We start from the raw sequence: 19,938 nt of genomic DNA, 5'->3' as shown, positions 1-19,938 counted from the left end.
AAAATAGCAAACAACAAAAAGCCCGCTCATTAAACTGAGCGGGCTTTCTTATATCTACGAGTAGCTAGTTTACGCTTGAGGTGCTTCTTTCAGACCAGCATCGATATCTAGGATATCTTGCTCGCTTAGAGTACCTGTTGCTTGGCGTAGCTGAAGAACGCTGATGATGTAATCGTATCGAGCGTTTGATAGGTTCTTGTTCGCATCGTACAGACGACGAGTTGAATCTAGTACATCAACGATAGTACGCGTACCTACGTCGAATCCCGCTTCAGTCGCTTCCAGTGCAGATTGCGCTGATATTACCGTTTGCTCATACGCACGCAGTGCACCGATAGATGCGCTGATGTTGTTGTTGAATGCACGAACGTTCTTAACCACCTCACGGTAAGTCGCTTCTAGCTCTTGGCTTGCTGCTACATAGTTGTACTCAGCCTGCTTAGTTAGCGAGGTAGTAGAACCACCAGTGTAAAGTGGAACCGATAGATTTAAACCAATATTGAAGTTATCTGAATCATAGTCTGATGTGCTATTGGATTGATCTGCATAGTTATAACCGCCGTCTAAAGTTAGCGATGGTAAGTGCCCTGAGCTTTGTAATGAGATGTTATCTTTAGCAATATCTTGGGATATGCGAGCTGCCAGTAGGCTTAAGTTCTTTTCTTCCGCTTCACTTACAAGTGCGTCTGCTGAAGTCGCTGTTTTGCTTGCCGAGAAACGATCTGTATCCAGAACATTCAGGTTTGAGTGCTCTTGACCGGTGATCTCACGCAGACCTTCGTAGCTATTGGTTAGGCTGTTTTCCGCTAACACTTCGTCTGCCAATACTGCATCGTATTGCGCTTGTGCATCGTGTACGTCGGTAATGGCAGAAAGCCCTACCTCAAAACGCTGCTTAGTTTGCTCAAGCTGACGGCCAACGGCTGCTTTCTCTGCTTGGACAAACACTAGGTTATCTTGTGCGCGCAGAACATCAAAGTACGCTGTTGCAACACGCAGGATCAGCGCTTGCTGCTGTGCTGCATAAGCTGAATCTAGCTGGCGAGCTGATTTTTCAGCAGTGTCCAAAGTGATCCACGATGAACGTTGATATAGCTCTTGTGAGAAATTGATACCTGCTGTGAAGGTATTTTTGTCATTGTCTTGCGTACCACTAGAGTTATTAATCTCACCGCTATTAATATCGTAACCAGCTGATAATACAATTTGAGGTAAAAGCGTTGCACGGCTTGATGTTACGGCTTCAAATGCGGCATCACGCGTTGCTGCTGATTGTAGTAGGGTTGGATCGTTTTCTTTTGCTTGATCGTAAATCTGAGCTAGCGAGTCCGCTATAGCTGATGAGCTTGCGCTACCTAGGGCTGCACTAATTAATAGTGGAAGCAGTTTTTTCATTGTCCTATTCCTGCTGGATTCAATAAAGGTGACTGTTGGAGAGTGTAACCTAACTTGTTGGTTATTCATCCGCAACTTTACCGTTTTTTACTCTAAATTGTTCATTTTGTGCAATATCAACAAAGATGATTCAAAAAATTTTGTAAGAGTCACATAAATAGTTGAATATCATGCTTGGTAGTATCCATCTACAATGAGTAGAATGTGAGATTACTCATTTATTAATAGTTGTACATTATATCAGCATGCAATCTTTTGCTTAAGAGGACGATATGCCACAGACAGACAACCAAACCTCGCAGTTTACTGCAAAGGATGTAGAAATAATCTCAAAAGAGACTGTCTTTCAAGGCTTCTTTCAAATGGTGAAGTACCGTTTTAAGCATAGACTATTTGCTGGTGGCTGGAGTGAGCCGGTTGAACGAGAGCTGTTTGAGCGTGGACACGCAGTAGCGATGCTACCATATGATCCAATCCGCGATGAAGTGGTGCTGATTGAACAGGTTCGAGTCGGTGCACTAGAGCATGATAATCCGTGGCAGTTGGAAATTGTGGCCGGCATTATTGATACCGACGAGAGCGCTGAGCAAGTGGCTCGTCGTGAGGCAGTAGAAGAAGCGGGTTTAGAAGTGGGCGACTTAGCTAAGATTACCTCTTTCTATCCATCTTCTGGTGGCTGCTCTGAAAAGCTCGATGTATTTGTAGGCCAAGTCGATAGCAGCAACGCCGGTGGAATCTACGGCCTTGAATATGAAAACGAGGATATTCAGGTACACGTAGTCTCACGTCAACAAGCTTATCAATGGGTAGAAGACGGCAAGTTTGAGAATGGCGCCTCAATTATTGCACTCCAATGGTTAGAGCTTAACTATCAAAAGTTACAATCCGAATGGCAAGGCTAGCAGAACGATGACACAACTAGCAGCGAAAAAACCGTATCATGTTGATTTAGCAGGTCTAATGAGAATTTACGAGACCAATTACGCTAAGTTAAACGCACTATTACCTGCTCATGCGGAAGTAGGGGATGTTCGCTGTTATCAGGTTGTGAATGTAACATATCAATTATGTGTGGAAGAAGTCACAAAATACACAACTCTTGTCGATATATGTCAGAGTGATGAGCTTCCAGTGTTTCCACTACCGCGAATGTCTGTCAGGCTATATCACGATGCTCGAGTCGCAGAGGTGCGCTCAAGTAATCAATTATCGCAAGTGAAAGCGAGATACGACTATCCAAATACTCGTATGATGCAAAAAGATGAAAAATTTCAGACCAACCAGTTCCTAAGCGATTGGTTAACTTTTTGCTTAAAGAATGGAATCAGCCGAGCGCCAATTATGTTTGAGTAAATTGGGTTAAACGTAGAATTTAGGTTTTTGAATTGAAAGTAGAAACAGCATTAAGTAATGCTCAGGGGAGCATTCGATTACTTCAAATCACAGACACCCATCTGTTTGCGCGGACAGATGGTGCTTTGCTGAGCGTGAAGACCCAACATAGCTTTGAAGCCGTGGTCGCAGAGATCTTGGCACAGCAGCTAGAGTTTGATGCCATTTTGGCAACGGGTGACATTTCTCAAGACCACACCAGCATTTCCTACCAAAAGTTTGCCAAGGGCATTCAACCCCTTGATAAGCAATGCTTCTGGTTACCAGGCAACCATGACTTTAAGATGAACATGGATGCCGTTTTTCCATCTGAACAGATCAGTGCTCAACCACATGTATTACTTGGTGAGCATTGGCAGATGATTCTTTTAGATAGCCAAGTCGAAGGCGTGCCTCATGGTCGTTTATCAGAAGAACAGCTCGAATTGTTAGACAACACATTGGCTCAGAACCCAGATAAACACAGTTTAGTTGTTCTGCACCATCACTCAGTGCTGGTGGGCAGTAAGTGGCTCGATCAGCATACTTTGCACGATGCGCATGAATTTTGGGATGTAGTGAATAAGCACGACAATGTTAAAGCGGTTGTGTGTGGTCATGTACATCAAGATCTCAATACTATGCATCAGGGTGTTCAAGTGATTGCAACACCATCGACCTGTGTTCAGTTCAAACCAAACTCCGATGATTTTGCTCTTGATGAACAGTCACCAGGCTGGCGTGAGCTCGAGTTGTATGCCGATGGTCGATTGGAAACGAAAGTAGGTCGCTTACCGGGTAATCAGTTTATGCCTGACTTTGAATCGGATGGCTACTAAGGAAGCTAGAGCATAATGTCTAAACCGTCTTTATTGCTTTATATCCATGGCTTTAACAGCTCATCACTGTCGCATAAGGCGAATGTGATGAGAGCATACTGTGAAAGTGAGCGTCGTGATATTAAGGTCTTAACGCCACAGCTACCTTGTTATCCCGGCGAGGCGAAAGCCCTGCTTTTGGAGCTAGTAGAGAAATACCAAGATGACTACACTATCGGTCTGGTTGGAAGTTCATTGGGTGGCTACCTATCGATTTGGTTAAACTCATTGTTTGGCTTTAAAGCTGCGGTGGTTAACCCTGCGATTAAACCTTACGAGCTGCTTCAAGACTACCTTGGTGAACAAGTGAATCCTTACACCAATGAACGCTATGTTCTAGAAGAAAAGCACATGGGTGAGCTATTAGATTTGGATGTTGCTGAGATCGCAACTCCACAAGACTTCTGGTTGCTACAGCAAACCGAAGATGAGGTTTTGGATTACCGTCAGGCTGTTAATAAACTCAAAGGGGCGAAACAGACCGTAGAAGAGGGCGGCGATCACAGCTTTGTTGACTTTGAGCGCTACCCCAAACAGATTATCGAGTTTTTAGCGCTTTAGCGGCTATAATCTCAAATCAAGAATCTCGAAGAGCACCAATTAACGGGAGTTAGTTGGTGCTTTTCTAGAAAGGCGCAGCAGGGACTTGCTCAATTCGTCATCACACAATTGAAGCTAATTCCCATTATTGGCTTGCTGACTATCATTCCTGCGCGATTTGCTGCAAAGTAAGCTCAAATTAGAAATAGAAATAACTCCGTATTATGACTGAACAATATAATGCCGGAGCCATTGAGGTCCTCAATGGCCTAGAGCCGGTACGTCGTAGACCTGGGATGTATACGGATACAGCGCGCCCAAACCACTTGGGCCAAGAAGTTATCGATAACAGTGTCGATGAAGCGCTAGCCGGACATGCCTCTAAGGTTCAAGTAATTCTTCATGCTGACCAATCGTTGGAAGTTATCGATGATGGTCGAGGCATGCCTGTTGATATTCACCCAGAAGAAAAAATCTCAGGTGTGGAGCTGATCTTCTGTAAGCTGCACGCCGGTGGTAAGTTCTCGAACAAGAACTACCAGTTCTCAGGTGGTCTACACGGTGTAGGTATCTCGGTCGTTAACGCCCTATCTAAGCGTGTTGAGGTCACTGTGCGCCGTGAAGGCCAAGTGTATGAAATGGCTTTTGAGAACGGTAATAAGGTAGAAGAACTGACTGTGACTGGTACTTGTGGTCGCCGTAACAAAGGTACGAGCGTTCACTTCTGGCCAGATACCAGCTACTTCGATTCGGGGAACTTCTCGGTTACACGTCTAGTGAATAACCTAAGAGCAAAAGCAGTACTGTGCCCAGGCCTTGAGATCACTTTTACCGATAAAGTGAACAACAATGATCACCGTTGGTACTACGAAGATGGCCTGAAAGATTACCTTGCTGAAGGTGTAAAGGGCTACCCAGTATTGCCTGAGAGCCCATTCACGGGTGAGTTTTCTGCTGAAACAGAAGCGGCGACTTGGGCTGTGATTTGGCAGCCGGAAGGCGGCGAGATGATCACTGAAAGCTACGTAAACCTTATCCCGACCGCTCAAGGTGGTACGCACGTTAATGGTCTGCGCCAAGGTCTGCTTGATGCAATTCGTGAGTTCTGTGAATTCCGCAATATGCTACCACGTGGTGTGAAGCTAACCGGTGATGATGTATTTGATCGCTGCTCATACGTGCTATCAGTGAAGATGCAAGACCCGCAGTTTGCTGGCCAAACCAAAGAACGTCTCTCATCGCGTCAAACCGCAGCGTTCGTTTCTGGCGTGGTTAAAGATGCCTTCAGCCTATGGCTGAATGAGAAACCACAGCTTGCAGAACTGCTCGCAGAAGCGTGTATCGCCAATGCGCACCGTCGTATGCGTGCGAGCAAGAAAGTGGTGCGTAAGAAGGTCGCTTCTGGCCCGGCACTACCGGGTAAGCTGACAGACTGTTCTCAACAAGATCTGAGCCGCACTGAAATTTTCTTCGTGGAGGGTGACTCGGCGGGCGGTTCTGCTAAGCAAGCTCGCGATCGTGAGTTCCAAGCAGTGATGCCACTGCGTGGTAAGATCCTAAATACATGGGAAGTCGCTGCAGACCAAGTACTTGCATCGCAAGAGGTTCACGACATCTCGGTTGCTCTGGGTATTGACCCTGACAGCGATAATCTAGAAACCCTGCGTTACGGTAAGATCTGTATCCTTGCCGATGCGGACTCGGATGGTCTTCACATCGCAACGCTACTCTGTGCGCTATTCACACGTCACTTCCGTGCTCTCGTTGAAGCGGGTCATATCTATGTTGCTATGCCGCCACTGTATCGTATCGACTGCGGCAAAGAGGTGTTCTACGCACTGGATGAAGACGAAAAAGAAGGCGTACTAGAGCGTCTATCTAAGAAGAAAGCCAAGATCAACGTACAGCGATTCAAAGGTCTGGGTGAGATGAACCCACTGCAATTGCGTGAAACGACCATGGATCCTAATACCCGTCGCTTGGTACAGCTGACTATCGATGATGATGAAGCGACCAACGAAATGATGGACATGCTACTAGGCAAGAAACGTGCGGATGACCGCCGTACTTGGCTACAAAGCAATGGCGACATGGCAGAGGTATAAGAATTAATGTCTAACGAAATCACTTATGATGGCATTGAACAGCTGCCAATGCGCAAGTTCACCGAAGACGCTTATCTAAACTACTCGATGTACGTAATTATGGACCGTGCTCTGCCATACATTGGCGATGGTCTTAAGCCGGTACAGCGTCGTATTATTTATGCGATGTCTGAGCTAGGCCTCTCTGCATCGGCAAAATACAAAAAATCTGCACGTACCGTGGGTGACGTGTTGGGTAAATACCATCCTCACGGTGATTCAGCGTGTTACGAAGCGATGGTATTGATGGCGCAGCCGTTTTCTTACCGCTACCCGTTGGTAGATGGTCAGGGTAACTGGGGTGCACCGGACGATCCGAAATCATTCGCAGCCATGCGTTATACCGAATCTAAACTGTCTAAGTTCGCAGAAGTACTACTTGGCGAGCTAGGGCAGGGCACGGTTGAATGGCAGCCTAACTTTGATGGCACGATGAAAGAGCCTCAAATGCTGCCTGCGCGTCTACCACACATCCTTTTGAACGGTGTTACAGGTATCGCCGTTGGTATGGCAACAGACATTCCGCCACATAACGTGAAAGAAGTGGCGGATGCGGCTGTTCACCTGATTGATCATCCAAAATCTGAACTGCCTGATCTCATGCAATATGTTCAGGGCCCGGATTACCCAACAGAAGCGGAAATCATCTCACCACGTGCCGATCTTGAGAAGATCTACCGTACTGGTCGCGGCAGTGTGAAGATGCGGGCTGTATGGCACAAAGAAGGTTCAGACGTCGTGATAACCGCGCTTCCGCATCAAGTGTCGGGTGCTAAGCTGCTTGAACAGATTGCCAATCAGATGCGTGCTAAGAAGCTTCCTATGGTTGACGATCTTCGTGATGAGTCGGATCATGAGAACCCAACTCGTATCGTGATTGTACCTCGCTCAAATCGTATCGATTGTGATCAACTAATGAACCACCTGTTCGCTTCGACGGATCTTGAGAAAAACTTCCGTGTAAACCTAAACATGATTGGTTTAGACAATCGCCCACAGGTGAAAGGCCTAGTACAAATCCTTGCTGAGTGGATTGAGTTTCGCCGTGCTACGGTGCGCCGTCGTTTGCAGACTCGTCTAGATAAGGTTCTAGCTCGCTTACACATCTTAGAAGGTTTGTTGGTTGCTTACCTCAACCTTGATGAAGTGATTGAGATTATCCGAACTGAAGATGAACCAAAAGCTGTCCTAATGGAACGCTTTGGTATCACAGATATTCAAGCGGACGCGATCCTAGATACCAAGCTTCGTCACCTTGCAAAACTGGAAGAGATGAAGATCCGCGGTGAGCAAGACGAACTAGAAAAAGAGCGCGAGAAACTTGAAAAGATCTTGGGCTCAGAACGTCGTCTAAACACACTGATCAAGAAAGAAATCCAAGCCGATGCAGAGAAATACGGTGATGAGCGTCGCTCTCCACTGGTGGAACGTGCAGAAGCAAAAGCGCTCACTGAACGTGACCTAGTACCAAGCGAACCTATTACCGTTGTGCTTTCTGAGAAAGGTTGGATTCGTCATGCGAAGGGCCATGACGTTGACGCCGAAGGCTTGAACTACAAGTCTGGTGATAAGTACCTTGCTCATGCTCGCGGTAAGAGTAATCAGCCTGCTGTTTTCCTGGGCAGTGATGGACGAAGCTATTCGCTTGAATCGCACACCTTACCATCCGCACGTAGTCAGGGTGAGCCGATTACTGGCCGCTTAAACATCAATGCGGGCACTTCGGTGAAGCAAGTGATCATGGGTGAAGAACAACAACTTTGGTTAGTAGGTTCTGACGCTGGTTATGGCTTTGTATGTAAGGGGGCAGACCTACTATCGAAGAACCGTAACGGTAAGGCGTTGGTGAACCTGCCAGAAGCCTCAGAGATCATGCAACCACAAGTGATTGGTGACCTCGACTCGGATGAGATCCTAGCGATAACCAACCAGGGTCGTATGCTGATGTTCCCAATCAAAGACTTGCCTCAATTAGGCAAAGGTAAGGGTAACAAGATCATCAACATTCCTGCTGCGAAGTCGAAAGCACGTGAAGAGTTTGTTTCTCACTTGATGTCGATACCGCAAGGCGTGTCTCTAACGCTATATGCAGGCAAGCGTAAACTAGGTCTTAAGCCTTCAGATCTTGAAAACTTCCGCGGTGAACGTGGTCGTCGTGGTGGCTTGCTACCAAGAGGTCTACAGCGTGTGACCCGCATTGAGATTGATGGCGACGAGAAAACCGAAGAGTAACTTCTCGGTATTAGCCTCTCAAAAATTACAAAGCCAGCTCACATGAGCTGGCTTTGTTTTATATAAAGAACGGACTTCGTCCTAAAGGTAACAGATTATAGGTGATAGAGGCTTAAAGCATCTGTTTTAGGCGATACAAGGCTTCCAGTGCCTGACGTGGCGTTAGGTCGTCTGGGTCTATCTCCGCGAGCGCTTGCTCAACTTCTGTTGGCTCTGGAATTAGGCTTAGTTGATTGGCAATATCGACCTTGCTTGGTTGAGGCGTATCATTACTGCTACCCAATGCTTCCAATTGATTTAGCTTAGTACGCGCGTTCTTGATGACCGCCTTTGGTACGCCAGCTAACCCGGCGACAGCAAGGCCATAAGACTTACTGGCTGCACCTTCTTGAACAGCGTGCATGAAGGCAATACTGTCACCGTGTTCAACCGCATCAAGGTGAACATTGGCTAGGTGCTTAATCTGGTTTGGTAGTTCCGTCAGTTCGAAGTAGTGAGTCGCAAACAGCGTCATTGCACCAATGCTATTCGCTAGCCATTCAGCACTTGCCCAAGCGAGTGATAGACCGTCGTAGGTGCTCGTACCACGACCAATCTCATCCATCAGTACTAAGCTATTTGGTGTTGCGTTGTGTAGAATATTCGCGGTTTCAGTCATCTCTACCATGAAGGTTGAGCGACCTGATGCAAGGTCGTCCGAAGCACCAATACGCGTGAATATTCGGTCAGTCGAGCCTATAACTGCAGACTCAGCAGGGACGTAACAACCAATATGTGCCATAAGCGTGATAAGCGCTGTTTGACGCATATAAGTCGATTTACCACCCATGTTTGGACCGGTAATGATCAGCATCTTACGGTCAGTATTGAGCTCAATTGGGTTGGCAATGAAAGGTTCATCCATCACTTGTTCAACCACAGGGTGGCGACCATTTTGGATATGGATGCCAGCTTCAGTAGAAAGCGTTGGGCGACTGTAGTCTAGGGTTTCGGCACGCTCAGCGAAGTTTTGTAGAACGTCTAGCTGAGAAACGGCAGACGCCACGTTTTGTAGGGCCTCGAGGTGAGGAAGCAGCAGGTCGAACAGCTCTTCCCATAGCTTCTTCTCTATCGCCAACGCCTTTGATTTGGAGTTGAGCACCTTGTCTTCATGCTCTTTAAGCTCTGGAATAATGTAGCGTTCCGCGTTCTTCAATGTTTGACGGCGTACATAGTGAGGTGGCACAAGGTGGCTCTGCCCACGGCTTACCTGGATAAAGAAGCCATGAACGGCGTTGTAGCCAACCTTGAGCGTATCAATACCATGGCGTTCGCGCTCGTCAGCTTCCATTTTTTCAAGAAACTCGGTTGCACCATCAGCGAGGTCTCGCCACTCATCGAGTTCTGCGCTGTAGCCTTTGGCAATAACGCCACCGTCACGAATGACAACCGGTGGGTTCTCTTTAATCGCATGTTCTAGTAGTTCACACACCTCATCGATTGGCAGTGCGTACTTTGCAAGCTTTTGAAGGTAGGGTTGCTCAGCAGATTCCATGATGACCTTAAGATCAGGCAGTTGCTGCATCGCGTGGCGAAGCTTGGCCAGATCACGAGGTCTAGCAGAGCGCAATGCAAGGCGAGCAAGGATACGTTCAATGTCACCAATCTGCTTTAATACTGGCTGAAGATCGACATAGCCACCTTCCTCTTTGAGCTCAGTGATCGAATCTAGGCGATGATTCAGCGTGTTGTGGTCGCGCATAGGTTGGTGCAGCCAGCGCTTAAGCATACGGCTGCCCATTGGTGTTGCCGTATGATCGAGTACCTCGGCAAGGGTGTTCTCATAGCCGCCAGCTAGGTTTTGTGTGATCTCAAGATTGCGGCGAGTAGCGGCATCAAGGATGACCGAATGATCTTGGCGATCAAACGTCAAAGAGCGAATGTGGGGCAGTGCTGTTTTCTGTGTGTCTTTTACGTACTGAATCAAACAGCCTGCTGCGCACAATCCTAGTTTTGCGTGCTCAACGCCAAAACCAACTAAGTCTCGCGTACCAAATTGCTGGTTTAACTGTTGCTTGGCCGTCTCTAGCTCAAATTCCCATTCAGGGCGGCGACGATTGCCATTGCGTGACGCCATCAATTGCACCGCAGCAAAGTCTTCCGGGAACAAAAGCTCTCGTGGGGAAGTACGCTGCAACTCGGCAGCCATCGCTTCTTCAGTCTCTGGCTCGCAAAGTTGAAAGCGGCCAGAGGTGATGTCTAGAGTCGCATAACCAAACTTATCACCGTGCTGGTAGATGGCAGCTATTAAGTTATCGACTCGCTCAGAAAGCAAAGCTTCATCGGTCACGGTACCTGGAGTCACAATACGGACAACCTTGCGCTCAACAGGCCCCTTGCTAGTGGCAGGGTCTCCAACCTGCTCACATATCGCGACAGACTCACCTAACTGAACCAACTTAGCAAGGTAGCCTTCAACGGCGTGGAACGGAACACCTGCCATAGGGATAGGCTCCCCTGCCGATGCACCACGTTTAGTCAGTGAGATATCGAGTAATTGTGAAGCACGTTTAGCATCATCGTAGAACAACTCATAGAAGTCTCCCATGCGATAAAAAAGCAGAATCTCTGGGTTTTCTGCCTTGAGCTTGAGGTACTGTTGCATCATCGGAGTGTGTTTTTGTGCGGCTTTCACAATAGAGGTCTTTTGTTTGTTTCAATTGCGGCTTAGGATACGTGAAACCCCCTAAAGCGGAAAGGTGCAATAGATGGAAACTGGGCAAAATTTGTCGCTTTTGCTAGGCGAGCAATTGAACAAGCAGCAACTTGTGATGGCGACTGCAGAGTCATGTACCGGAGGTGGTGTATCAACCGCGATTACAGATATTGCCGGTAGTTCAGCTTGGTTTGATAGAGCCTTCGTGACTTATAGCAATGAAGCGAAAATGGAAATGTTAGGGGTAAATGAATCTACCTTGATTGAACATGGCGCTGTGAGTGAGCCAACAGTGATTGAGATGGTACATGGCGCGATTAGGTGCTCTAACGCCAACGTGGCAGTTTCTATCAGTGGTATCGCAGGCCCTTCTGGAGGCACAAAAGATAAACCGATAGGAACGGTTTGTTTTGCGTGGGCAATCGATAATAAATGGGAGAAAGTCGAGACTTTTCAGCTTGATGGTGACCGCGCACAAGTACGAAAACAAGCGATCGAGATCGCACAAAAAGTACTGTATGAATACCTGTGTAAACAGAATTGATCTTCGTGTTTGCAATTAAAAATATATAATATTCATTAGGTTAGAAATAAGTTGTCAAAAAAGCTCAGACAACTGTGGACACTGTATGAATCAACAGTATAATGATTTGCATAGTTTGAGCAGAGCGTTAAGTTAATCGCTCTGCAATAGAAGAATAGAATTCAGAAGATCATCAAAGATTGATGACAATTTCGGAGAAAGTAATGGACGAGAACAAACAGAAAGCGCTCGCCGCTGCGCTAGGTCAGATTGAAAAGCAATTCGGTAAAGGCTCTATCATGCGTCTAGGCGACAACCGCACAATGGACGTAGAGACTATTTCGACAGGTTCTCTTTCTCTGGACATTGCACTTGGTGCTGGTGGTCTACCAATGGGTCGTATCGTTGAGATCTACGGTCCTGAGTCTTCAGGTAAAACAACGCTAACGCTAGAGCTTATCGCAGCTGCTCAGAAGGTCGGTAAGACCTGTGCATTCGTTGATGCCGAGCATGCACTAGACCCAATCTACGCTCAAAAGCTTGGTGTTGATATCGATGCGCTTCTAGTTTCTCAGCCTGATACCGGTGAGCAAGCGCTAGAGATCTGTGACGCATTAGCACGTTCAGGTGCAATTGATGTTCTTGTAGTTGACTCAGTTGCAGCACTAACACCGAAAGCTGAAATCGAAGGTGAGATGGGTGACAGTCACATGGGTCTGCAAGCGCGTATGCTTTCTCAAGCGATGCGTAAGCTAACAGGTAACCTGAAGCAGTCTAACTGTATGTGTATCTTCATCAACCAAATCCGTATGAAGATTGGTGTGATGTTTGGTAACCCAGAAACAACCACTGGTGGTAACGCACTTAAGTTCTACGCATCTGTTCGTCTAGATATCCGTCGTACAGGTTCTATCAAAGAAGGTGATGAGGTAGTAGGTAACGAAACTCGCATCAAGGTTGTGAAGAACAAGATTGCAGCACCATTTAAGCAAGCTGAAACACAAATCCTATACGGCCAAGGCTTCAACCGTGAAGGTGAGCTAATCGATCTAGGTGTTAAGCATAAGCTGATTGAGAAGGCAGGTGCATGGTACAGCTACAATGGCGACAAGATTGGCCAAGGTAAGGCAAACGCTGGTAAGTACCTTAAAGAGAACAAAGAAGCGGCACAAACTATCGATGCTAAACTACGTGAAATGCTACTGACTCCAGCTCAACCTGAAGAACCAGAAACTGGCGAGATGCCAAAAGAAGAAGAGTTCTAATCAACTCTGAACTTAAAAATTAGAATGACTAAGCCGCGAACCTAACCGTTCGCGGCTTTTTTGTTCTAAAGGCTAAGTAGTTATAACTCAACATTACTAATAAAAATGGCAGCCTATAAGCTGCCATTTGTTTAAAAGTACTATTTGAAATTAGTGAAGGATGCGAGCACGTATTGTGCCTTCAATCTCTTTTAATTTTGCTAGCGCAAACTCTGAACGTTCTGACTCTACATCGATAACGACATAACCCATATCTGAGCTCGTTTGTAGGTATTGACCTGCGATGTTAATGCCTTCTTCTGCGAAGATGGTGTTGATTTGAGTTAGGATGCCCGGGCGGTTCTCGTGAATGTGCAGTAGACGAGAGGCATCAGTATGCAATGGAAGTGAAACCTCTGGGAAGTTTACGCTTGATAGCGTTGAACCGTTGTCAGAGTACTTCGCAAGCTTACCTGCAACCTCAACACCGATGTTCTCTTGTGCTTCCTGCGTAGAGCCTCCCACGTGAGGAGTCAGGATCACATTGTCGAATTGTATCAGTGGCGATTCAAATAGATCTGCATTGGTTTTAGGTTCTACAGGGAAAACATCGACTGCGGCGCCTGAAAGATGACCGCTTTCTAGTGAATCGCAAAGAGCAGGGATGTCTACCACCGTACCGCGAGCAGCGTTGATAAAGATAGAGCCTGGTTTCATCAGCTCGAACTGCTCTTTACCCATCATGTTCTTCGTTCCTGGTGTCTCAGGTACATGCAAAGAAATCACATCACACTTGTTTAGAAGCTCTGCCATAGTGTGTACTTGAGTTGCGTTACCCAGTGAAAGCTTGTTCTCAATATCGTAGAAGTAAACACGCATCCCTAGGTTCTCAGCAATGATACCCAATTGCGTACCGATATGCCCGTAACCAATAATACCGAGGCGCTTACCACGAGCTTCATACGAGTTATCAGCGCTCTTCTTCCAGATACCGCGGTGTGCGAGGGCGTTCTTTTCTGGAATGCCACGAAGTAGCAATAGAACTTGTCCAAGAACGAGCTCTGCTACGCTACGAGTATTTGAAAATGGCGCATTGAACACTGGGATACCGCGCTTAGCCGCTGCATTTAGGTCTACCTGGTTAGTGCCGATACAGAAACAACCCACTGCCACTAGCTTCTCTGCGGCATTGATCACTTCTTCAGATAGGTTTGTACGAGAACGAATACCAATGAAGTGAACGTCCTTAACAGCTTCAAGTAGTTCTTCTTCAGGCAGGGAGCCTTTGTGGTATTCGATATTGGTGTATCCTGCGGCTTGCAGAACCTCTACTGAAGATGGGTGAAGACCTTCTAAGAGTAGAATCTTAATCTTGTCTTTTTCCAGTGATACTTTGGCCATTATTCTCGTCCTTAGAAATAAAAAAGGGGCTAATTTAAATCTGATCACAGGGGATGGAGTATATCTACTCACTTTTAATTGACGCAAACGTTTCCCTGTGTGCGGTTTCATCAAATGTGCTGATTTGCTTTGCTCAATAAATTAACAAAAAAAATGTGAGATGGGTAAGAAAATTACGGAATAAGGCATAATTTTATGAGAGAGAGATAAAAAAACAGCACCCTCGGGTGCTGTTTGTAATGAAATGACAAAAAGTACCTGTTGTCTTTCTGTATTACTCTTCAATAACTGCGCCGTTTGGTGTTCCTGTGATGATCACATCAGCACCACGGTGAGCAAATAACCCCACAGTTACAACGCCCGCCAGACCGTTGATTGTGTTTTCAAGAGCCTTAGGGTCAGTGATTGCTAGACCGTGAACATCAAGGATAACGTTGCCGTTATCTGTGATTACACCTTCGCGGTAAACTGGATCACCGCCAAGCTTAACAAGCTCGCGAGCTACGTAAGAGCGAGCCATAGGAATAACTTCTACAGGAAGTGGGAACTTGCCAAGCACGTCTACTGCTTTCGTACCGTCTACGATACAAATAAATTTTTCTGAGATAGCCGCAACGATCTTTTCACGAGTAAGTGCTGCACCGCCACCTTTAATCATGTCGCGAGTAGGGTTGATTTCATCTGCGCCATCAACGTAAACGTCTAACTTAGCGACTTCGTTACACTCGAATACTTTAATACCTAAAGCTTCAAGCTTTTCTGTTGAAGCGATTGAGCTTGATACCGCGCCCTTGATCTCTTCTTTGATTGAACCCAGTGCGTCAATGAAATGGTTAACCGTTGAACCAGTGCCCACACCTACAATACTGCCTTTTTCTACGTACTTTAGTGCTGCCCAGCCAGCTTCTTTTTTCATTTCGTCTTGAGTCATGACCATCTCCTGATTAGAACGAGTTTAACGTTTGCGGCGCGATTATAACGGGTAATGCATTATTTCGCTAACACTCGTTAGACCAGCTCCAAGTTTTGCTTGGAGTAAGGATTATTGGTAGAGGTATGTCCCACTCTTCACATGGCAAAGCCTCGACCTTTTGGCAATCATGAGCCAAACCCACAGGTTGAGCGCCTTCACCACTGGTAAACCATTTCTCTAGGGTGCGATCATAGTAACCTCCCCCCATGCCGAGGCGCTGCCCTGATTCATCAAATGCAACCAATGGTGTGCAAATCAAATCGAGTTGGTAGACAGGGATGATCTGTGTCTGATCCAGCTTAGGTTCAACAATATTGTACTTATTGAAAGTGAGTGGAGAGTCTTCGGCATAACGCAGGAACAGCAGGTGCCCTTTAGAAAATGGATGGAGCACAGGCACATAAACTTGTTTGCCTTGCTTCCATAAGGCTTCAATCAAGGGTTGGGTGTCAATTTCGCCATCAGCTGAGACATAGAGTGCGATGTGTTGTGATTGGCGGAATATTTCAGCGCTTAGGCAACGCTCACGCAGATCGACTGCAGCTTGATAGTGTTTTTCACTGGTTAATGAGTTGCGACGTAAACGTATTTGTTGGCGAATTTCATTACGGGTGCTAGTTTGCATAGAAGGAATACCCCAAAGTGCCGTTGAGAACAGATGGCCCTTGAACCAGCGAGTTCAAGGCGGATCAGCAATGATTACCGTAGGCTTCTCGGTACAAGCCGAGCATGCTCAATAGTAACCAAGTACTAACCCTTAGGGATTGCTTATCGGCTCGGGGACGTGAGTCCTCTGACAAACACTCCAGGGTAAATTTGGTTGGCTAGTAGCGAGTTTACAAACTTAAGCTTGTCTAGCTTTTGTCACTGCTTCTTCAAGAGCGGCAGTTAAGCGTTCCATACGCTCATTGATAGAGTTTAGTTCACCATTCGTCGCTTCTTTAGCTGCGAGTAACTCATAGCTAATGTTGAGTGCGGCGAAGGTTAACAGCTTTTCAGCATTGTTTACCTTAGTTCGTTCAGCCATTTCTTGTAAGCGAGCGTCAAGGTCGTTAGCAGCTTGGATTAGTGACTCTTCTTGCCCTGCTGGACAAGCAACTCGGGTCAACTTTCCTAAAATTTCTACTTCTACCGCTTGATTACTCATCTTAGCTGAACTCTATCCATATATGGTTTCATGGTGTCTCTTTCACCATTGAGGGGGAAACTATAGAAAAAGCCCTATCAAGATTCAAGCTTTTCCATACCATGATGTGGCTTGAGTAGCTCAATCACACACTTATTAAACAGGTTGTCGAAAAAGTAATGCGTTAGAGTTGCAAAGTTACAAGATAGTCATCACAGCAGGTCATCTAACCCTTGTAATCTATAGCTCACAAAAAGGCGAGGTGGTAGGATGTTGGTTTAAAAGAAAAGTAATCAGAGATATCACTATGAGCGAAATTAACCTACCTGAATACGTTGCCTCAGCTTCTGTTTTTCAATCAGCAAGTCTAGCCATTAGCCCGGCAGAACTTCATGGTCTATTAACGGGCATGCTAAGCGGTGGTTTAAGCCTAAGTGATGATAGCTGGCAACCGTTGCTGTTTGATTACACCAATGATGGAATGGGTTGGCCAGACCGCTCTCTGCAAATCGCTCAATCGGTACTGAATATCACCAAGAAAGAGGTGACAGGTACAGAACTTGAACTAAACATCTGGTTGCCAGAAGATGGTGACATCTTCGAGCAAGCGGATGCGATAGCCGAATGGATTAACCATTTCATCTCAGGCATTGGCCTAGTGGGCACTTCGCTATCTAAAGCGAGCGAAGAGGCTAAAGAGGCCCTTGCAGATCTTGAAGAGATGGCGAAGTTAGGAATAGATGAAGAGGATGATCTTGGTGAGCAAGCTGAGCTACTGGAGCAGGTTGTCGAACATGTAAAAGCATGTGCCCTGATTATCCACGCAGAGTTTGGCACAAAACCGGTAAACCAAGAAGAAAACCCAACTATTCATTAATCAGGAACGGCATGATGGATGTAGCCCAATCTGAACAATTTGATGTCATCATTGCTGGTGGAGCTATGGTTGGAGCTACGCTCGCTTTGGCCTTGTCCCAACGCTCAAGAGGTCAACTGTCGATCGCTGTAGTTGAACTCTTTCAAAGTGACCATCAAGCTCACCCCGGTTTCGATAGCCGCTCGATCGCCCTCTCGTATGGCACGGTAAAAATTTTAGAGTCGTATCAGTTATGGGGCGGACTAAAACACTTTGCTGAGCCAATAGAACATATCCATGTTTCTGATCGTGGTCATGCGGGGATGACGGATATTACACCGCAGCAAGCGGGCGTGGATACGTTAGGCTATGTGGTTGAATTGGAAAGAGTGGGGTTGGCTTATAAAAAGCTTTTGGAAGATAGAGTAAACATTCATCTAATCTGCCCTAATAGTGTTAACACCATTGAGCGAGATGCTGACAAAGCCCATGTTACCCTGAACGATGGTCGAGTGCTGCAAAGTAAAATTGTTGTCGCTGCTGATGGTGCGCTTTCTACTTGTTGCCAGCAGATCGGTCTAGAGTTGTCTGAGCATGATTTTGGTCAGACTGCTGTGATCGCGAACATCACGAGCAATCAATCTCATCAAGGAAAAGCATACGAGCGATTTACCGAAACAGGCCCTGTTGCTCTGTTACCAATGACGGAAAACCGCTTGTCCCTAGTATGGTGCCTCCCACCAGAAGAAGCACAGCAGACGCTGTCGCTGTCTGATGATGAGTTCCTCTCCAAGTTGCAATCCGCTTTTGGTTGGCGAGTAGGTCGTCTGGATAAAGTAGGTAGTCGAGCAAGTTATCCCCTACTATTGAGGCACCGTCCTCAAACTACCTCACATCGTTTTGTCGCCTTAGGCAATGCCGCTCAAACGCTTCACCCTATTGCAGGTCAAGGCTTCAACCTTGGTATTCGTGATGTCGCTTCCTTAGTCGATGAGATGTTGAATTCATTAGACGATGTTGGTGCTTACTCCGTGATTGCGGCTTATAAGGCAAGGCGAGAGCAAGATAGAAGCCGCACTATGATGATGACAAAGGGACTGGTACATACCTTCTCGAATGAGTGGTTATCATTGAGGGTTGGCCGAAATCTAAGCCTAATGGCAATGGATAATATTGGTTTACTTAAAGCGCCATTGCTCAAGCAAACCCTTGGGTTAGTCGCAAGATAGATATCGTAGCGAGCAACGTGCTCCGCATGGAACAGATAAAAAGAATAGAATTATGATGCAAAGTGTTGATATCGCCATTATTGGCGGTGGTATGGTTGGTCTTTCTCTGGCTGCGGCATTCAAGGATAGTGAATTGCGAATCGCAGTGATTGAAGCGTACGAGCCAGATGAAGTACTTCATGAGTTGCCCGATACTCGCGTATCAGCATTAAGCCGAGCAAGTGAAAACATCTTGCGTAACCTGGGTGCTTGGCAGGGAATTGAACAACGACGTGCTGCCCCTTACCAGGCAATGGAAGTGTGGGAGCAAGACAGCTTTGCTCGTATTGAGTTCAATGCTAACCACCTTCTACAACAAGATTTAGGTCATATTGTCGAAAACCGTGTTATTCAGTTGGCGCTACTCGAACAGGTGAAACAGCAAAGCAATGTAGCTCTATACATGAGTGATCAATGCCAGAACATGGTGATGGGAGAGAGTGAGGCATGGCTAACGCTGCAAAGTGGTAAATCACTAACCGCTAAACTTGTAGTGGGTGCCGATGGTGCTAATTCATGGTTGCGTCAACAGCAAGATATTCCACTGACTCACTGGGATTATGGTCACAGTGCACTGGTTGCCAATATCAAAACCACCGAGCCTCATAATGGCGTTGCTCGTCAGATATTTACCCCCCAAGGTCCGCTGGCATTCTTACCACTCAATGACCCGCATATGAGCTCAATTGTTTGGTCTACTGACCCAAATCGCGCAGATGCGTTAGTCAAAATGTCTGCTGAAGCCTTTGCTAAGAATCTAACTGTTGAATTCGACAATAAGCTCGGCCTCTGTGAGTTGGTGGGAGAGCGCGCTGCTTTCCCACTTAAGATGCGTTATGCACGAGATTTTGTGACTGAGCGTGTCGCGTTGGTAGGTGATGCGGCACATACCATCCATCCACTTGCGGGGCAGGGTGTTAACCTCGGGTTGCTGGATGCGGCATCATTAGCCGAAGAGGTGTTGATGCTGTGGCACGATGGAGAGGATATTGGCCTAAAACGCAACCTGCGTGGGTATGAACGTTGGCGTAAAGCAGAAGCTGCAAAGATGATTGCTGCTATGCAAGGGTTTAAAGACTTGTTTGCAGGCAACAATCCTGCGAAAAAACTAATACGTGGTATTGGTATGAAGCTCGCAGGTCAGCTACCTGGCGCTAAAGATGAAATTATGAAGCGAGCCTTGGGTTTAAAAGGGAACCTACCAGAGTTGGCAAGAGCCGTCACAAAGTGAGTAAATACTCAAATATAAAAAAGGGTTGCGATGCGCAACCCTTTTTTATTTGTAATTCGTG

At 46.5% G+C, this 19,938-nt stretch carries 17 protein-coding genes and 1 other RNA gene; 11 read left to right on the top strand and 7 right to left on the bottom strand.

Annotated elements, in window-relative coordinates; all coding sequences use genetic code 11:
- Positions 1–69: 69 nt before the first annotated feature.
- Positions 70–1,395, bottom strand: coding sequence for an outer membrane channel protein TolC (gene tolC / locus DPF91_RS17475; RefSeq protein ID WP_117235734.1), 1,326 nt, complete (start codon positions 1,393–1,395; stop codon positions 70–72).
- Positions 1,396–1,667: 272 nt separating this feature from the next.
- Here tolC and nudF point away from each other — a divergent pair, with 272 nt between their 5' ends.
- From nudF to parC, 6 genes are all read left to right on the top strand, one after another.
- Entirely contained in the window at positions 1,668–2,297 is a 630-nt protein-coding gene (gene nudF, locus DPF91_RS17470) for an ADP-ribose diphosphatase (RefSeq protein WP_117235733.1), read from the top strand.
- Between the two features lie 7 nt (positions 2,298–2,304).
- The gene (locus DPF91_RS17465) at positions 2,305–2,748 is read left to right on the top strand and encodes a DUF1249 family protein (protein ID WP_117235732.1); all 444 of its coding nucleotides are present in this window, start codon (positions 2,305–2,307) and stop codon (positions 2,746–2,748) included.
- 32 nt (positions 2,749–2,780) lie between these two features.
- Positions 2,781–3,605, top strand: coding sequence for a 3',5'-cyclic-AMP phosphodiesterase (gene cpdA, locus DPF91_RS17460; RefSeq protein ID WP_117235731.1), 825 nt, complete (start codon positions 2,781–2,783; stop codon positions 3,603–3,605).
- A gap of 15 nt (positions 3,606–3,620) precedes the next feature.
- Complete coding sequence (gene yqiA, locus DPF91_RS17455) at positions 3,621–4,205, top strand: esterase YqiA (RefSeq protein WP_117235730.1); 585 nt, start codon at positions 3,621–3,623, stop codon at positions 4,203–4,205.
- 203 nt (positions 4,206–4,408) lie between these two features.
- A complete protein-coding gene (gene parE, locus DPF91_RS17450) occupies positions 4,409–6,289 on the top strand; it encodes a DNA topoisomerase IV subunit B (protein WP_117235729.1) in 1,881 nt (626 codons plus the stop codon).
- 6 nt (positions 6,290–6,295) lie between these two features.
- On the top strand, positions 6,296–8,560 hold the full coding sequence (parC, locus tag DPF91_RS17445; protein WP_117235728.1) for a DNA topoisomerase IV subunit A: 2,265 nt from the start codon (positions 6,296–6,298) through the stop codon (positions 8,558–8,560).
- Between the two features lie 112 nt (positions 8,561–8,672).
- On the opposite strand, the gene mutS is transcribed toward parC, so the two are convergent.
- Positions 8,673–11,234 carry a DNA mismatch repair protein MutS gene (gene mutS, locus DPF91_RS17440; protein WP_117235727.1) on the bottom strand — a complete coding sequence of 854 codons (2,562 nt, stop codon included), beginning with the start codon at positions 11,232–11,234 and terminating at the stop codon, positions 8,673–8,675.
- A gap of 73 nt (positions 11,235–11,307) precedes the next feature.
- Here mutS and DPF91_RS17435 point away from each other — a divergent pair, with 73 nt between their 5' ends.
- Together DPF91_RS17435 and recA are read left to right on the top strand one after the other, a co-directional pair.
- The gene (locus DPF91_RS17435) at positions 11,308–11,799 is read left to right on the top strand and encodes a CinA family protein (RefSeq protein ID WP_117235726.1); all 492 of its coding nucleotides are present in this window, start codon (positions 11,308–11,310) and stop codon (positions 11,797–11,799) included.
- A gap of 203 nt (positions 11,800–12,002) precedes the next feature.
- On the top strand, positions 12,003–13,043 hold the full coding sequence (recA, locus tag DPF91_RS17430) for a recombinase RecA (protein WP_117235725.1): 1,041 nt from the start codon (positions 12,003–12,005) through the stop codon (positions 13,041–13,043).
- A 150-nt stretch (positions 13,044–13,193) separates the two neighbouring features.
- Here recA and serA read toward each other — a convergent pair whose 3' ends face one another.
- The 5 genes from serA to DPF91_RS17405 form a co-directional block, all read right to left on the bottom strand.
- Positions 13,194–14,423, bottom strand: coding sequence for a phosphoglycerate dehydrogenase (serA, locus tag DPF91_RS17425; RefSeq protein WP_117235724.1), 1,230 nt, complete (start codon positions 14,421–14,423; stop codon positions 13,194–13,196).
- Positions 14,424–14,697: 274 nt separating this feature from the next.
- A complete protein-coding gene (gene rpiA, locus DPF91_RS17420; protein WP_117235723.1) occupies positions 14,698–15,354 on the bottom strand; it encodes a ribose-5-phosphate isomerase RpiA in 657 nt (218 codons plus the stop codon).
- Between the two features lie 67 nt (positions 15,355–15,421).
- Positions 15,422–16,021, bottom strand: a complete 600-nt coding sequence (locus DPF91_RS17415) for a 5-formyltetrahydrofolate cyclo-ligase (protein ID WP_117235825.1) — start codon at positions 16,019–16,021, stop codon at positions 15,422–15,424.
- 5 nt (positions 16,022–16,026) lie between these two features.
- A non-coding RNA gene (gene ssrS / locus DPF91_RS17410) (6S RNA) lies at positions 16,027–16,211 on the bottom strand.
- 29 nt (positions 16,212–16,240) lie between these two features.
- Positions 16,241–16,543, bottom strand: a complete 303-nt coding sequence (locus DPF91_RS17405; RefSeq protein WP_117235722.1) for a cell division protein ZapA — start codon at positions 16,541–16,543, stop codon at positions 16,241–16,243.
- A 286-nt stretch (positions 16,544–16,829) separates the two neighbouring features.
- On the opposite strand from DPF91_RS17405, the gene DPF91_RS17400 reads away from it, so the two are divergent.
- The 3 genes from DPF91_RS17400 to DPF91_RS17390 are packed head-to-tail and all read left to right on the top strand — an operon-like array spanning position 16,830 to position 19,877.
- Positions 16,830–17,399, top strand: a complete 570-nt coding sequence (locus DPF91_RS17400) for a YecA/YgfB family protein (protein WP_117235721.1) — start codon at positions 16,830–16,832, stop codon at positions 17,397–17,399.
- A gap of 14 nt (positions 17,400–17,413) precedes the next feature.
- Positions 17,414–18,607: a 2-octaprenyl-6-methoxyphenyl hydroxylase gene (gene ubiH, locus DPF91_RS17395; protein ID WP_117235720.1), complete on the top strand. Its 1,194-nt coding sequence runs from the start codon at positions 17,414–17,416 to the stop codon at positions 18,605–18,607.
- A 52-nt stretch (positions 18,608–18,659) separates the two neighbouring features.
- Positions 18,660–19,877 carry an FAD-dependent 2-octaprenylphenol hydroxylase gene (locus tag DPF91_RS17390; RefSeq protein ID WP_117235719.1) on the top strand — a complete coding sequence of 406 codons (1,218 nt, stop codon included), beginning with the start codon at positions 18,660–18,662 and terminating at the stop codon, positions 19,875–19,877.
- Positions 19,878–19,938 lie beyond the last annotated feature (61 nt).

Origin of the sequence: Vibrio maerlii, from assembly GCF_003415655.1 — a bacterium.
Classification (GTDB): Bacteria; Pseudomonadota; Gammaproteobacteria; order Enterobacterales; family Vibrionaceae; genus Vibrio; species Vibrio maerlii.
This window is presented reverse-complemented; position numbering and strand designations above follow the sequence as displayed.